The organism is Shewanella sp. LZH-2, from assembly GCF_016859145.1.
Classification (GTDB): Bacteria; Pseudomonadota; Gammaproteobacteria; order Enterobacterales; family Shewanellaceae; genus Shewanella; species Shewanella xiamenensis.
In genome coordinates this window covers 488,668-504,039 of record NZ_CP069350.1, presented here as the reverse complement: position 1 = coordinate 504,039, position 15,372 = coordinate 488,668, and the positions used below count along the sequence as shown (strand labels likewise).

The window sequence follows — 15,372 nt, the reverse complement described above, 5'->3', positions numbered from 1 at the left end:
ACCTATCCTTTCTCGGCGAGAGCGATACACACTTGGGCCACCTGTTCGGTTGCATCCAGTACGGCAACATCTCTCGCTCTTTGGCCCATTTGTGCTAATTCTGCTCTGTCATTGGCGAGTAACTGTAATTTACTCACCAGTTTATTCACGTCCAAGATGGCCTGTGGCAATAGGAAAGCGGCGCCAGCCTCAACCAATACTTGAGCGTTACGGGTTTGGTGATCATCCACTGCATGGGGATAAGGCACCAGAATACTCGGAAGTCCCACCGCCGCTAACTCGGATACCGTCAGCGCGCCAGCGCGGCACAATACCACATCTGCCCAGCGATAGGCGGCTTCCATGTCATCAATAAATTCGGCAACGTTAACGCCGCCCTCTTGTCCTTGCTGTTGATAAGCCGACTTAACTCCTGCCAGATTATCCTTACCCACTTGATGCCAAACCGTAATCGACTGCTGTTTACTGAGCGCAGCCACGACTTCAGGCATTAAGTCGTTAAAGACTTTGGCGCCTAAACTGCCACCTACCACCAAGACTTTTAAGGCATCATCCGCTGCTTGCTTAGGCTCGGCACCTAAAGCAATTAACTCACGACGGATGGGGTTACCCACCACCTTTGCTTTAACCTGAGTGAAGGTATTTTTAAAGGCGCATAATACTTGGCTAGCAATCCGCGAGAGTAATTTATTGGTCATTCCCGGAATGGCATTTTGCTCATGCAACACTAAAGGCACGCCCGCTAATTTCGCGGCCACACCACCAGGGCCACTGGCAAAACCGCCCATCCCTAGCACCACATCGGGTTTAAATTCGGCAATCACTGCCTTGGCTTGCAGAATCGAGCGCACCACTTTAAAAGGCGCCGCCAATTTACGCACTAAGCCATTGCCACGCACGCCCTTAATGTCGATAAAATCGATGTCGAAGCCATACTGAGGCACTAAACGCGCCTCCATGCGGTCGGCGGTGCCTAACCAACGCACTTGCCAACCTTGCTGCGCTAAATATTTTGCCACCGCGAGCGCCGGGAACACATGTCCACCCGTGCCGCCTGCCATGACTAAAATACGTTTACCCGCGTCGGTCATTACTTCAATCTCCCTTGCACGGCCTGAACTAAACTCATGCGCCGCTCATAATCGATGCGTAGCAATGTCATTGCCGCCGCCGTCATGACCCATAAACTACTACCGCCATAACTCACAAAGGGCAGTGTTAACCCTTTAGTAGGTAACATACCAATGCTTGCGCCCACATTAACGACGGTCTGAAAACAGATCCAAATCCCAATGGCATAGGCCAGATAACCTTCGAAGGCTTTATCCATCACCAGGCATAAATTGCCGAGGCGAATGGCCCTTAATGCCACAAACAGCAACACGGATAGCACCGCGATAATGCCGATAAACCCTAACTCTTCACCAATCACGGCAAAGATAAAGTCGGTATGCGCCTCGGGGAGGTACTCCAACTTTTGAATACTGTTGCCAAGGCCCTGGCCGAACCAATCACCCCGGCCGTAGGCCATCAGCGATTGGGTTAACTGGTAGCCACTACCAAACGGATCTTGCCAAGGGTCTAAAAACGATGTCACCCGGCGCATACGATAAGGCTCGAGCAGTACCAGCGCGACGAAAGCTAAAATGCCAGCAAAGATCAGCGCGAAAAAGTCCAGCAACCGAGCACCCGCGAGAAACAACAGTCCAACAGTGCCGACGAACAACACCACCACAGTGCCTAAGTCGGGCTGCATCAAAATCAAAATCGCGTAAATCGCAAATACCGCAATCGGCTTATAGAAGCCCTTAGCATTTTCACGCACTTCCTGATGACGGCGCACCAGATAGCCCGCCATGTACACAGAAAACGCAAACTTAGCGACCTCGGCCACTTGAATACGGATGGGGCCGATTGATAACCAACGGGTCGCGCCGTTTACGGTAGTTCCCACAACCAGTACTGCCAGTAACATCAAAAATACAACCAGCAGCATGATAGGGCTCATCCGCTGCCAAGTTTGCATTTCAACCCTCAGCACAAATGCGGCAATCACTAAACATCCCAACAGATAACCCACATGGCGAGTCATAAAATGGAATGGGTTACCCGTCAGTGTTTGTGCCTCGGGCATAGAGGCCGACATCACCATTACAAAACCAAAGCCAATCAAAGACAAAACAGCAGTGAGCAAAGCCCGATCGTACAATTGCGCGCCCGGGACTTCGGTATCTCGTTGCCAGTTAGGCAGTGCATTCAGCACTCGCCCAAACAGGCTCAGCTGTCTTGCATCACTCGCCATCGAGTCGCTCCACTTGGCTTCTAAAATCATCACCACGGGCCATAAAGTTGCTGTACATATCCAGACTTGCACAGGCGGGCGACAACAACACAATATCACCCGAAGTCGCTAATTGAGCGGCCTTAGCAACAGCGGCAGCCATTGAATCAACCTTAATAGCGCCTTCTTTCAGCGCGGCAATCTTATTGCCATCTCTACCTAAGGTAATGAGGTGAGTCACTTTTGTTAACGGCTCGGCCAGTGGACTGAAATCCGCACCTTTACCATCGCCGCCAGCAATCAAAATAATGTCGCCGAGGTGATCGCTTAAACCATCAAGGGCCGCAACAGTCGCGCCGACATTGGTTGCTTTAGAGTCATTCACATAGGTCACACCACCTTTGACCCCTACCACTTCGCAACGGTGAGAAAGGCCAGTAAAGGTGCGAGCGACTTTGGCCATCACTTGCTTATCCACACCCACGGCATAAACCAGCGCCATCGCAGCAAGTAAGTTGGCATGGTTATGGCTACCAATCAGCGACACTTCGGTGATTGGCATGATTTCACTGTGGCCGTGATAAATTTTGCTGTCGCAAATGCCCCACTCGTCGCCTTCAGGCGGCGCTAAACCAAAGCTGTTTTGGTTCATGGGTTCAGTTGGGATAGTCAGCACATCATCACGGTTAAAAATGATGGAACGACTTTGATGGTACAAACGTAGTTTGGCCTTCCGATAGGCATCCATATCGCTGTACCTGTCCATATGATCTTCCGTCACGTTTAAACAGGTTGAGGCCACGCAATTCAAGCTATGAGTGGTTTCCAGCTGGAAACTCGATAACTCAAGCACAAAAATATCCGCATTCTCTTGCAGCAAATCCAGCGCCGGAGTACCAATATTGCCTCCCACAGCAACAGCAATGCCTGCTTCTCGCAGCATTTCGCCCACTAAGGTGGTGACTGTCGTTTTGCCATTTGAGCCCGTAATCCCAATCACGCATGGTTTACGGTCAGCAATTTCACGGGCAAATAACTCAATATCACCAATGACTTCAATCCCCATATCCAGTGCCGCGCGCACTTCGGGAGTATCAATCGCAATCCCAGGACTGATAATGATTTGCGTCGCCTGCACTAGATAACGGCAATCAAATCCGCCAGCAATTAATTGCACCTCAGGGAATGAACTTGCCAGTGTTTCGGCACCGGGAGGCTGGCGACGGCTATCCATCACCAACGGCGTAATGCCTTTTCCACACAAATAGCGCACTACCGAGAGCCCTGTGGCACCCAAACCTAATACTATGTGTGAATAATGACTTTGCATGAATGATTACCTTAACTTCAACGTGGCTAAGCCGAGCAACACTAAGAAAATAGAGATAATCCAAAAGCGGACAATCACGCGTGGTTCAGGCCAACCTTTTAACTCGTAGTGGTGATGGATAGGCGCCATGCGGAATATCCGTTGACCGCGTAATTTGTAAGAACCGACCTGCAATATCACTGACACGGTTTCCATGACAAACACCCCGCCCATGATCACTAACAGGATTTCTTGGCGAACTAATACCGCAATCGCACCTAATGCAGCCCCTAAAGAAAGAGAACCCACATCGCCCATAAAGACCTGTGCTGGATAAGTGTTAAACCATAAAAAGCCTAAACCTGCGCCCACAATTGCAGTACAGACGATCACTAGCTCACCCGAACCAGGTAAATGCGGAATGTGCAGGTAATTAGCAAACTGAGCATGGCCAGACAGATAAGCTATCAGCGCGAATGCTGCGGCCACCATCACAGTTGGCATAATCGCCAAACCATCGAGACCGTCGGTTAAGTTCACCGCGTTGCTTGAACCCACGATAGTAAAGTAGGCCAAGACGATAAAGACAGCGCCCAGTTGCGGCATCACATCTTTAAAGAAGGGCACCACTAATTGCGTTTCGCCAGGATTAGCGGCTGTAGTGTAGAGAAAAAAGGCAATAATTAACGCTGCTAAAGATTGCAGAATATACTTCCAGCGCGCAATTAATCCCTTAGTATCTTTACGTACCACTTTGCGGTAATCATCAATAAAACCGATCATGCCGAAGCTGCCCAATACAAACAGCATCACCCACACATAACGGCTACCAAGATCGCCCCACAACAGCACACTGATAAAGATGGCCGCAAGGATCAGTAAACCACCCATAGTGGGCGTTCCGCGCTTACTGAAATGCGACTCAGGCCCATCATTACGCACCACTTGACCAATCTGCATTAACTGCAAACGCTCAATAAGTTTAGGACCCCACCATAAACTAAATACTAATGCGGTTAACAAGCCCAAAATGGCTCGAAACGTCACATAGGAAAATACGTTAAACCCAGTATGAAAACGGGTCAAATACTCGGCCAGATACACCAGCATCTACACTAACTCCCCACGCCCGAAGGCTACTGTTAGGCCATCCACGACCCGCTCCATTGCGGCACTTCGTGAACCTTTAACTAAAACCGTCACCTGTCCCGGCAACTGGTTAATGTGTTTTATGAGTTTTTCAACTAACGTCGCCACGCTATCATGGTGCTCCGCCCCGAAAGCTTGGCTAGTATGCTGAGTCAAGGTGCCAGTACAGAACAGGGCATCAATCCCCTGTTGCTTTGCCAGTTGTCCCAGTTCAGCGTGTAAAAGGGGCGCATTGTCGCCTAATTCGCCCAAATCTCCCAGTACCAAACAACGATTTTCAGAAATTTCCTTTAACCAAGCGATAGCCGCCCCCACGGATACAGGGTTAGCGTTATAGCTATCATCGATTAAACGGACTCGGCCTAATTGAGTCGGCTGCATACGTCCCTTAACGGGGATCAGTTTGCTTAAGCCTTCGGCGATCTCTTTTAGAGTTAATCCTAATGCGATACAAACACTTGCAGCAGCTAAGGCATTGCTGACTTGATGACGTCCCGCTAAAGGTAAGGTCACTTCGCAGGACTCACCCGCATAATTAAGAATAAAGCGGTAACAACCATCGCTATTGGCTTTATGACCTGTCGCAATCACATCGATTTGGCGTTTCGCCGCGCCTTCCTGCTGGGAGAAGCTCAATTGCTTATAATGCTTGGCTTTAACACGCATCACATCAGCAAAGGCGTCGTCGGCATTAATAATCGCAGTACCGCCTTGTTGCAGATGGTTATAAATTTCCGATTTTGCCTGCGCCACACCGGCCTGCGAGCCAAAGCCTTCTAAATGGGCACTGCCGACGTTATTGACTAACGCCACATGCGGACGGACCAATGCAGAGGTGTAATCAATCTCGCCTTTATGGTTAGCCCCTAACTCAAATACCCCATACTTATCTTCGGGGGTTAAGCGCAGTAGGGTTAAAGGTACGCCGATTTCATTATTAAAATTACCCGCGGTGTAAAGTACTTGATGCTTAGCCGACAAAATAGTGGCAATCATCTCTTTCACGCTGGTTTTGCCGTTAGAGCCAGTTAATGCCACACAAATAGGATTCACTTGGTCGCGGACATAGGCGCCAATCGCGCCCATGGCCTTTTGGCAATCAGCAACAATTAGCTGCGGAATATCAAAGGCCAATTCACGTTCAACCAGTAATGCAATGGCGCCATTTTCAATTGCCGTGGCCGCAAAATCATGGCCATCAAACCGCTCACCCTTTAAGGCGACGAAAAGGGTCGCGGGGCCGATTTTACGGCTATCGCTGCTTAATGCTTGGATGGTGACATCGTCACCGACTCGATGCGCACCTAAGTATTGGCTCAGTGCCCCGAGGGAAATTGGGATCATTAGCGTTGCTCCGATAACTGACGTGCCAGGGCGCGTTCATCATAGTCATGACGCACACCTGCCGCCTCTTGGTAAGTTTCATGGCCTTTGCCCGCAAGCAAAATCACATCCCCAGATTTAGCCTGTGCGACGACTTGTTTAATCGCAGCCACACGGTCAACCTCGGTCAGCGCTCGCTCTGGGTGAGTCAGCCCTTGGATAATATCGGTAATAATTTGGTTAGGATCTTCGCTGCGGGCATTATCGCTAGTCACCATAATGCGATCGGCAAATTGCTCCGCCGCACGCCCCATTAAAGGCCGCTTACCCTTGTCACGGTCGCCACCGCAGCCAAACACGCACCAAAGCTCCCCTGCACAGTGACGACGCAGGGCATTAAGTGCCTGTTCAATCGCATCGGGGGTGTGGGCATAATCGACGACTAAGGTGATGTTGTCCGCGGTGGTAAAACGTTCCATACGGCCAGACACGGGCACTAAGTAAGGTACCTTGGCAGCTAATGCACGCATATCCATTCCCTGTAAATACAGGGCTGATAGTGCAGCGAGTAAATTCGAGAGGTTAAAAGCGCCTAATAACGGCGAACGAATATCGATTTCGCCCTCGGGCCAGACTAAGGTCGCCTGCACGCCTTGGTCGTTAAATTGGGCATTCTTAGTGTAAAACGCAGCATCGGTATGCGCTTCAATGCTAAAACCCCACATCTTCGCAGGAACGTTTGCCAGCTCGGATAACCAAGCGACGCCCACGGGATCGTCTAAATTCAGTAAACCATGGCGCAGGGAGTCGAAGCGAAACAGCATTTGCTTGGCCGCGGCATAGTTTTCCATATCGCCGTGGTAGTCCAAGTGATCACGGGTTAAGTTAGTAAATACCGCCACATCGAAGGGTACGGCATCGACTCGCCCTTGGACTAAACCATGGCTCGAGACTTCCATCGCACAGGTATTTACACCTTTATCTGCAAATTCATTAAGTTGGCGCATTAAGGTAATGGCATCGGCGGTCGTATTGCCGCTATCGACTAACTCGCCCCACAGGCCATTGCCGAGCGTGCCCATCACCGCCGCTTTACCCTCAAGCAGGGTCACTAATTGCGCGCACAATTGGCTTGTCGAAGTTTTGCCATTAGTCCCTGTAATACCCACAATGGCCATAGATTGACCTTGAACAACGGGATAACGCACCGCAGCCACCGCTGAAACGTGCTTAGCTAACTCATAGAAATAAATCTGTACGCCTTGCTCAGCCGCAATAACTTTGCCCTGCTCTTGGTGATTATCCGTATGCACTAACACTGCAGCCGCACCTTGGGCTAAGGCCTTATCGATAAACTGACGACCATCGACCTTGTGTCCAGGCAGCGCTAAAAACACATCGCCGCGACGTATTGCGCGGCTATCTAGAGTCAAATCTTGGAAGGTTTGTTCGCCCGCGTAGGGGAACCAAGGAGCGAGTAGATCCCTTAATAACATTATTCAGTTCTCCCGGCGAGACCCGCCAATTGCACCTGTTCTTTATCGGAAATGGGTTCAACATTTAACATTTGCAGTGCGCCTGACATCACCTTAGCGAAAGCAGGCCCTGCCACTGAACCACCATAATAGAGATCGCCCTTAGGTTCATTGACCACAACGACGATAGCGAGTTTGGGATTATTCACCGGCGCAACGCCTGCAAATAACGCAACATAATCATCACCATAACCACCGGCTACCGCCTTACGGCTGGTGCCCGACTTACCTGCGACGGGATAACCATCGATATGCGCAAGTGTACCTGTACCACCTTTTTCGGTGACACCCACCATCATTTGCAGCACGTCTCTAGCCACTTCTTCTGAAATCACCCGTTCACCTTCGGGCGGCTTTTTAAGTTTTAAAATCGATACTGGATATAAAGTGCCGCCATTGCCTAAAGTCGCGTACATCCGCGCTAATTGCAGCGTCGTCGCGGTTAAGCCGTAACCAAAGGATAAAGTGGCACGCTCAAAGTCAGACCAACGGTGGCGATCTTGGATAAGGCCTGCGCTTTCTCCCGTTAAGTTAATCCCTGAAAAACTACCTAATCCCATGGATTGATAAGTGCCGAGTAACTGCTGTACAGGAATCGACAGGGCTAATTTACTAATGCCCACGTTACTGGATTTGGCCAAAATACGCGCTAGCGTCATATCACCGTAGTTAGATGCATCACGCACTTGGCGTCCACCTAAACGCATCCAACCTGGAGAGGTTGGGATCACATCGGTGGATTTAACGGTGCCCGCTTCTAACGCCGCCGCAACCACAAAGGGTTTAATGGTCGAGCCGGGCTCGAAGGTGTCCGTCATCGCGCGGTTACGCATTCTGAAGGTTTGAAAATTATCACGGGAATTAGGGTTGAAGGAGGGCGTATTCGCCATCGCTAACACTTCACCCGTGTGGATATCGAGTACCACAATCGACCCGGACGTCGCTTGGTTCATCTCTGTGGTGCGCTTTAACTCGCGATAGGCAAGCTGCTGGATCCTATGGTCGATACTCAGGACAAGATCATTTGGGCTTTCGCCTTCTTGGACGATATCGAGGCGCTCAACCACATGACCATCACGTGACTTACGTACTTTCTGTTTGGATGGCGTACCAGTAAGCCAACTGTTATAGGCATTTTCAACGCCTTCAATACCAACATCATCGATATTAGTGATACCAATAAGTTGGGCAGTTATCTCACCACCGGGATAGTAACGGCGAGACTCAGACTTTAAAAATACCCCAGGCAATTTAAGCTGAGTTATGTAATCAGCCACCGCGGGAGTCACTTGACGCTTAAGGTAGGTAAAACGTTTAGTTGGATTGCTACGGACTTTATCGAGTACGTCTTCAACGGGTTCGTGTAATACGTCAGCCAGTGCTTGCCAACGACGCATATCTGTAAAGCCATTGCTATCGTTAACTTGCTTTGGATCTGCCCACACTGCACGCACTGGCACACTCACCGCCAGCATATCCCCATTGCGATCAGTAATTAAGCCACGCTGTACCTCACGACTGGTAGTACGTAACGTACGCATATCGCTCTCATGGCGAAGCTTATCAGGCTCAATAATTTGGATATAAGCAGCACGACCCACCAGGCTTGAAAACATCGCAAATACAAAACCAACCACGACGTATAACCGCCAATGGATCAGTTGTGGCTTTTGCTTTTTGCTTGCCTGTTTGGTTTTTGCTTGCCTAATCATATCTTCCCTATGTTCACGGCACCTTTACCACAACTTCTTCGCTGGGTAATGGGCGACTCATGTTGAGATCCTTCGATGCAATCCGCGTAATTCGGCTATGCTCCGTTTGGGATTGCTCTTCCAATAATAAATTGCGCCACTCGATATCTAACCTGTCACGCTCCTGCAATAGCAGATCCCATTCAGTAGTGAGTTTACGACTCACATGGCTGGTATACACCACAGCCACTGCATTACTGAGCACGAGCAGGGCAAGTAACAAAATCCATTTGTGTTGCCAAAGGTCGTGTAATACAACCTGTGGTAGACTCAATGAGGGCTTACTCATTTACTTGCCCTCTAGTAATCTAGTCGCTCGGCAATGCGTAATACCGAACTACGGGCTCTTGCATTGCGTTCAATTTCCTCATCGGATGGCATAATCGCCTTGCCAATGGCGCGTAGTTTACGCGACTTATTAATCTGATCTTCAGTGATGGGTAAACCATGAGGCACACTCTCACCTTGACTGTGGCGGCGGATAAATCGCTTCACTATGCGGTCTTCTAAGGAGTGAAAGCTGATAATCGATAAACGGCCCTGCGGAGCAAGCACGGTTAATGCACCTTCAAGTGCTTGATCAATTTGATCTAACTCACTATTGATATAGATACGTATTGCCTGAAACACGCGGGTGGCAGGATGTTTATTACGCTCTTTGTTTTTGGTGATCCGCGCAATTAAATCGGCTAAATCTTTGGTACGTAAAAACGGGGTTTTATCGCGGTCGGCAGCAATGCAACGGGCAATATGACGAGCATTTTTCTCTTCGCCATAGGTTTTGAATACCCATGCCATATCTTCAATTTCAGCACGGGCTAACCACTGGGCAGCGGTTTCGCCTTGGCTGTTATCCATGCGCATATCGAGCGGACCATCGCGCAGGAAACTAAAGCCACGTTCGGCATCATCGAGCTGCGGTGAGGACACGCCTAAGTCGAGTAACACACCATCAATCTTGCCAACCAGACCAAGCTCTTCGACGTAATCGGCTAACTGACCAAAGCCACCGTGTACGATTTGAAAACGGGGATCATCGGCAAATTGTTTAGCAGCTTCAATAGCCTGAGGATCGCGGTCGATCGCAATCAGGCGTCCGTTTTCACCCAGTCTTTGCAATACTTGTCTTGAATGACCACCGCGGCCAAACGTGCCATCAATATAGATGCCATCGTCTTTAATGTTTAAACCGCCAACCGTTTCTTCGAGCAAAACGGATAAATGGGCAAATTCTTGACTCATTAATTTCTTCTTATTTAATTATGCGACTCGTTAGAGTGAAAAATCCGCCAGACGCTCGTTGTTAGCAAGCTCCTCGCTTCGAATCGTTTCCTGACACTCATCAATTTGCTGCAGCCAAGCTTGCTCATCCCACAGCTCAAATTTGTTTAACTGTCCCACCAGCATGATGCGCTTATCTAAATTGGCATACTGCCTTAGCGGTGGTGGCAGTAATATGCGTCCGTTGCTATCGAGCTCCACCTCATGGGCATAGCCCAGCAACATGCGCTTAAGGGATCGTTGGGTTTTATCTGTATCCGAAAGCTTGAGCAACTTAGCTTCAATCAACTCCCATTCGTGGAGGGGATAAAGGAGCAAACACGCAGATTGAATATCGACTGTGATGACGATGCGGCTCTGGTGCTCTAGTTGCAAAGGTTCGCGGTATCGCACTGGAATAGCGATCCGTCCCTTTGTATCTAAGTTGATAGCACTGGCTCCACGAAACACGCTAATTCATCCTATCCTTTGCTTTTTGATCCACAAATATCCACTATTTCCCACAAATGCTAAGTTTAGGGATAGTCGACAAGCATTGTCAAGGGATGGGATCCTTTTATAAAGCCAGTCGGCAAGCGGGTTAGCAGCATGTTGACCCCATAACTTAGCGACAATGTTTTGACAAAATGAGCAGCTTAAAATCAGCTAAACGATGGAAACCATAGAAATAAAAAGCGGACAAAAAAACAGCAGCCTTTTGCTTTCAGGCAGTTGCAATGAAATTTCTGCCACAAAATTTCGGTAAATGTGGGATTTTCCTCATAGGTAAATCACGCTAGACTCACAACGCGTAACAAAACAAACCTAAAATTAACCTTTTTGTGATCCCGTAAAGTGTAAAATTTCAGCATAAATAGCTGAAATTTTATTTTTGGTTGTAGATTTATTCTGCAATTAGGTGAGTATTTTTATTTCACGATTGCGAGGAAGATCAAAACTCCCATGGGATTCACTCAAAATAAATCGCCTATGACCGCAACTCAGATCCGCACCTACCACAAATGGTTTGCACTCCTCGCCGCCTTTCAATTGTTGATATGGGTTGCAACAGGTGCTTATATGGTATGGATGGATATCGAGTTTATCCGTGGCAAACCTTTGGCAAACAAGAACAATGCCGCAATTTTCCATGTAGAAGCTCCCGCTTATAGCTTGACGGATTTCATCAAAACTCACCCAGATGCAACAGAAATCAATTTATATGCTCACCAAAGCACACTCTTTTATAGCGCCAAAATAGCGGGGAAATTACAGCGTTTTAGCACTGTGACGGGAGAATTATTACCCCTCTTAAATCAACAACAAGCACTCGACACCGCTCAGCAACTATATACGGGCAAGGCTAAGATCATCCATTCAACACTCCACCAGCAAACAGCACCGAATGAAATCTCCCTCCGCGCATTACCTGTATGGCAGTTGGAGTTGGACGATGCAATGAACTCGACACTCTATATCTCCGCGGTCACAGGACAATTGGTCAGCGCTCGACATAATTACTGGCGGCTGTTCGATATAATGTGGATGCTGCACATTATGGACTACAAGACTCGGGAGAATGTGCAGAACCCGTTACTCACGGTAATGAGTACACTCGCCCTATTGACCGCACTCTTTGGTATCGCGTTGAGCTATATCAGTTTTCGCAATACTAACTCCCAAGAGGAGCCAAAATGAGCTTCTCAAACAAACGGAATGCTGAGAGTAAACGCCATATCAGTTTAGTGATGCAAACTCTACACAAATGGCTATCACTTATTGTTGGCCTACAACTGTTGATTTGGATCGTAACAGGACTGGCCTTTAACCTAATTGACGAGCAGTTTCTGGATGCTAATCAATATCGTATCGCCGCTAAAGCTCAGAGCTTCAATTCGCCTCTCGCTCCTACAGCAAAACTACTGCAACAATACCAAGCAGAAGGCATTATCGAGCTTAAGTTGACTTCAGTACTTATCCGCGCAGTGTATGCCCTTACAACAACTCAGCAAAACCGCTGGTTTTGGGCTGATTCCCTTGAGCCATTATCTTTGAGCGATGCAGAAATACAGGCTATCGCTAAGGAAAGTTACTCAGGCCCTAGTGAACTCAGCGCACCGCAAATCCTCACCCACGAAACGCCATTCGACGCCAGTGGCCCAGTTGCTATGCTGACAGCCGCGGACGAAGTTGGCACCCGGATTTATATCGATACAGTTTCGGGTGCGGTTCTGGCCCACCAAAATCGCCAATCGGATCTTAAAGATCTGCTGTTTATGCTGCATTTTATGGATTATGCTCCCGATAATGGCATTGGTTTTAACCACGTATTGGTACAACTCGTCAGTATCGGCGCGTTATTTTTAGCTCTTACGGGCATCTACATTCTTGGGCATAAATTCCATCAAAGTCAGTTATCACTCCCTTTCTTTAGACGCAAGGCCGCAACAGGAAAACTGGCGCTTTATACTCAGGACAATCAGCCTCTTGCCGAATTTACCGAGCTCAATGGCACTTATTTAGAAAGCATTAATCGAGGGAGTGAAAGGCTAAGAACCCAATGTGGCGGTGGCGGACGCTGCGGCCTGTGTAAACTAAGGTTTGTCGAGCAGGCGCCCAGTCCCAATGATTATGATCTGGATAAACTCACCATAGCAGAGCTTGAACAGGGCATTCGCCTAAGCTGCCAACACAAGGCCAGCCCTAGCAAACTTGCACTCGTCACTAAGGCGCAACACAGATATTGGCCAAAGTCAGAGTGCCAGTAGAGTGTCGCGCATAGGCTTCAATCGGCGTATAGTCTAAATATTGAGCAGCCCCTGCCGATAAAGGGTTAAGTGGTCATAAACCAAGGAGGCGCTATGAGTGGATTGGACAGTCTTTACGCTATGCTGGCTCAGCCAGTAAAACCCGTATTAACCCCAAAGCGGATCGTTGATCAGGTGAGCAGTGCCACCGCCAATGCGCCCGATAGCCATGAAACACCACAGTCGCAATTACCGCCCACCTTAGATGCGAAAGTCAGGGAAAGGCGCAAACAGGATAATGCTAGTCGCAATAAAAAACGCCGCGCATCGGACAAACAACAAGACTTAAAAGAGGGAGTGGTGCTCGAAGTCACTGACGATTTAGCTGAAACAGCACAATCGCCCTGCAAGCATATCATCGACATCGAAGTTTAACGTGCTGACTGTTAAATGAATAAGGCGCAACCTCAGGGTGCGCCTTATGTGTTTCAAGCCTAAAAGAAACTAAGAACGGCTTCTGGCCACCGCATCTTGCCAACCCACATATAACCGCTCCCTTTGACTCGCATCAATATTCGGTTTGAAGTGTTTATCGATACAGGCTTTATGTTCAAGCTCAGTTACCGAGTTCCAAAATCCAACGGCAAGCCCTGCTAAGAATGCCGCGCCCAAAGCGGTCGTTTCACAAACACTCGGCCGTAACACTTCAACATCGGTAATATCCGCTTGAAATTGCATTAAAAAGTCATTCGCCACTGCGCCACCATCCACTTTCAAACGCTTAAGGCTGACGCCACTGTCTTTGATCATGGCATCTAACAAGTCTTTACTTTGATAAGCAATCGATTCCAACGCGGCACGGATAATATGATTACGGTTAGCGCCGCGCGTTAACCCAAACAGTGCGCCACGGGCATTAGGATCCCAATAGGGAGCACCGAGCCCAACAAAAGCAGGCACTAAATACACGCCATTAGTATCCGCGACTTTAGAGGCAAAATATTCGGTATCGCTGGCATCGCGAATAAGCCCCAGCTCATCCCTTAACCATTGAATTGTCGCGCCGCCCATAAACACTGAGCCTTCGAGGGCGTAGTTCACTTCACCTTGAGCGCCTACCGCCACTGTGGTTAATAACCCATGGGATGAGCGCACGGCTTTATTGCCTGTGTTCATTAATAAAAAGCAGCCAGTGCCATAAGTATTTTTAGCCATTCCCGGCTCGACACAAAGCTGGCCAAAGAGCGCTGCCTGTTGGTCTCCCGCGATCCCCGCGAGTGGAATTTCGCTGCCCTCACCGGCAATACGGGTTGTACCATAGACACTACAAGAAGGTTTCACTTCAGGCAACATGGCGGCAGGAATATCGAGCGCCTCCAGCAGCTTGCTATCCCAACTCAGGCTGTGGATATTAAACAGCAACGTACGGGCTGCATTGGTGGGATCGGTCACATGCACTTTGCCTTCGGTGAGTTTCCACAGCAACCAAGTATCCACAGTGCCGAATAACAGTTCACCTCGTTTGGCTTTCGCACGCGCATCCGGCACATTATCTAAAATCCATTTGATCTTAGTACCTGAAAAATAAGGATCGAGCAGGAGACCCGTATTCTCCCGCACATAATCTTCTAAACCTTGGGCCTTGAGTTGTTCACAGATCTCTGAACTGCGGCGACACTGCCACACAATGGCATTGTAAACCGGTTTGCCTGTAGCCTTTTCCCAAATAATGGTGGTTTCCCGCTGATTAGTAATGCCAATCGCCGCCACTTCATCACTGTGAATGCCTGCTCTGGCGAGAGATTCAATCAACACAGAACTTTGGCTCGCCCAGATTTCCATTGGGTCATGTTCAACCCAGCCGGGATTAGGATAAAGTTGAGTAAACTCCCGCTGTGAGACACTGACAATATTGGCATCGTGGTCAAATACAATCGCCCTTGAGCTGGTTGTGCCTTGATCTAACGCCACTACGTATTTTTTCTGCACACTCTTTCCTTTCTTCAAGCCTAATCAA

General features: G+C 48.8%; 14 protein-coding genes. 3 read left to right on the top strand and 11 right to left on the bottom strand.

The features are described 5' to 3' along the window. Positions 1-2: 2 nt before the first annotated feature. From murG to mraZ, 10 genes are read right to left on the bottom strand one after another with little or no spacing between them, the layout of a single operon-like run. The gene (murG, locus tag JM642_RS02350) at positions 3-1,091 is read right to left on the bottom strand and encodes an undecaprenyldiphospho-muramoylpentapeptide beta-N-acetylglucosaminyltransferase (RefSeq protein WP_069454149.1); all 1,089 of its coding nucleotides are present in this window, start codon (positions 1,089-1,091) and stop codon (positions 3-5) included. Continuing rightward, positions 1,091-2,302 carry a cell division protein FtsW gene (gene ftsW / locus JM642_RS02345; protein ID WP_037422827.1) on the bottom strand — a complete coding sequence of 404 codons (1,212 nt, stop codon included), beginning with the start codon at positions 2,300-2,302 and terminating at the stop codon, positions 1,091-1,093. Before ftsW ends, murG begins: the two co-directional genes overlap by 1 nt. Then, positions 2,292-3,611: a UDP-N-acetylmuramoyl-L-alanine--D-glutamate ligase gene (gene murD, locus JM642_RS02340; RefSeq protein ID WP_203432611.1), complete on the bottom strand. Its 1,320-nt coding sequence runs from the start codon at positions 3,609-3,611 to the stop codon at positions 2,292-2,294. Before murD ends, ftsW begins: the two co-directional genes overlap by 11 nt. A 6-nt stretch (positions 3,612-3,617) precedes the next feature. After that, positions 3,618-4,700: a phospho-N-acetylmuramoyl-pentapeptide-transferase gene (gene mraY / locus JM642_RS02335; protein WP_047536141.1), complete on the bottom strand. Its 1,083-nt coding sequence runs from the start codon at positions 4,698-4,700 to the stop codon at positions 3,618-3,620. Beyond that, positions 4,701-6,083, bottom strand: coding sequence for a UDP-N-acetylmuramoyl-tripeptide--D-alanyl-D-alanine ligase (gene murF / locus JM642_RS02330; RefSeq protein WP_047534511.1), 1,383 nt, complete (start codon positions 6,081-6,083; stop codon positions 4,701-4,703). Beyond that, complete coding sequence (gene murE, locus JM642_RS02325; RefSeq protein ID WP_047534508.1) at positions 6,083-7,561, bottom strand: UDP-N-acetylmuramoyl-L-alanyl-D-glutamate--2,6-diaminopimelate ligase; 1,479 nt, start codon at positions 7,559-7,561, stop codon at positions 6,083-6,085. Before murE ends, murF begins: the two co-directional genes overlap by 1 nt. Next, complete coding sequence (locus JM642_RS02320) at positions 7,558-9,309, bottom strand: penicillin-binding transpeptidase domain-containing protein (RefSeq protein ID WP_037422838.1); 1,752 nt, start codon at positions 9,307-9,309, stop codon at positions 7,558-7,560. Before JM642_RS02320 ends, murE begins: the two co-directional genes overlap by 4 nt. 13 nt (positions 9,310-9,322) lie before the next feature. Next, positions 9,323-9,637: a cell division protein FtsL gene (ftsL, locus tag JM642_RS02315; RefSeq protein WP_037422840.1), complete on the bottom strand. Its 315-nt coding sequence runs from the start codon at positions 9,635-9,637 to the stop codon at positions 9,323-9,325. An 11-nt stretch (positions 9,638-9,648) separates the two neighbouring features. Next, a complete protein-coding gene (gene rsmH / locus JM642_RS02310) occupies positions 9,649-10,590 on the bottom strand; it encodes a 16S rRNA (cytosine(1402)-N(4))-methyltransferase RsmH (protein ID WP_011624305.1) in 942 nt (313 codons plus the stop codon). 30 nt (positions 10,591-10,620) lie between these two features. Beyond that, on the bottom strand, positions 10,621-11,079 hold the full coding sequence (gene mraZ / locus JM642_RS02305) for a division/cell wall cluster transcriptional repressor MraZ (RefSeq protein WP_037422844.1): 459 nt from the start codon (positions 11,077-11,079) through the stop codon (positions 10,621-10,623). Between the two features lie 519 nt (positions 11,080-11,598). Between mraZ and JM642_RS02300 the strand changes: the two genes are divergently transcribed. The 3 genes from JM642_RS02300 (at position 11,599) to JM642_RS02290 (ending at position 13,790) form a co-directional block, all read left to right on the top strand. Beyond that, positions 11,599-12,306 carry a hypothetical protein gene (locus JM642_RS02300; RefSeq protein WP_047540124.1) on the top strand — a complete coding sequence of 236 codons (708 nt, stop codon included), beginning with the start codon at positions 11,599-11,601 and terminating at the stop codon, positions 12,304-12,306. Continuing rightward, a complete protein-coding gene (locus JM642_RS02295) occupies positions 12,303-13,376 on the top strand; it encodes a PepSY domain-containing protein (protein ID WP_203432610.1) in 1,074 nt (357 codons plus the stop codon). Before JM642_RS02300 ends, JM642_RS02295 begins: the two co-directional genes overlap by 4 nt. A gap of 93 nt (positions 13,377-13,469) precedes the next feature. After that, the gene (locus JM642_RS02290) at positions 13,470-13,790 is read left to right on the top strand and encodes a hypothetical protein (protein WP_203432609.1); all 321 of its coding nucleotides are present in this window, start codon (positions 13,470-13,472) and stop codon (positions 13,788-13,790) included. A gap of 69 nt (positions 13,791-13,859) precedes the next feature. Here the strand turns inward: JM642_RS02290 and glpK are convergent, their stop codons facing one another. Beyond that, entirely contained in the window at positions 13,860-15,344 is a 1,485-nt protein-coding gene (gene glpK, locus JM642_RS02285; protein ID WP_203432608.1) for a glycerol kinase GlpK, read from the bottom strand. Between the last annotated feature and the right edge of the window lie 28 nt (positions 15,345-15,372).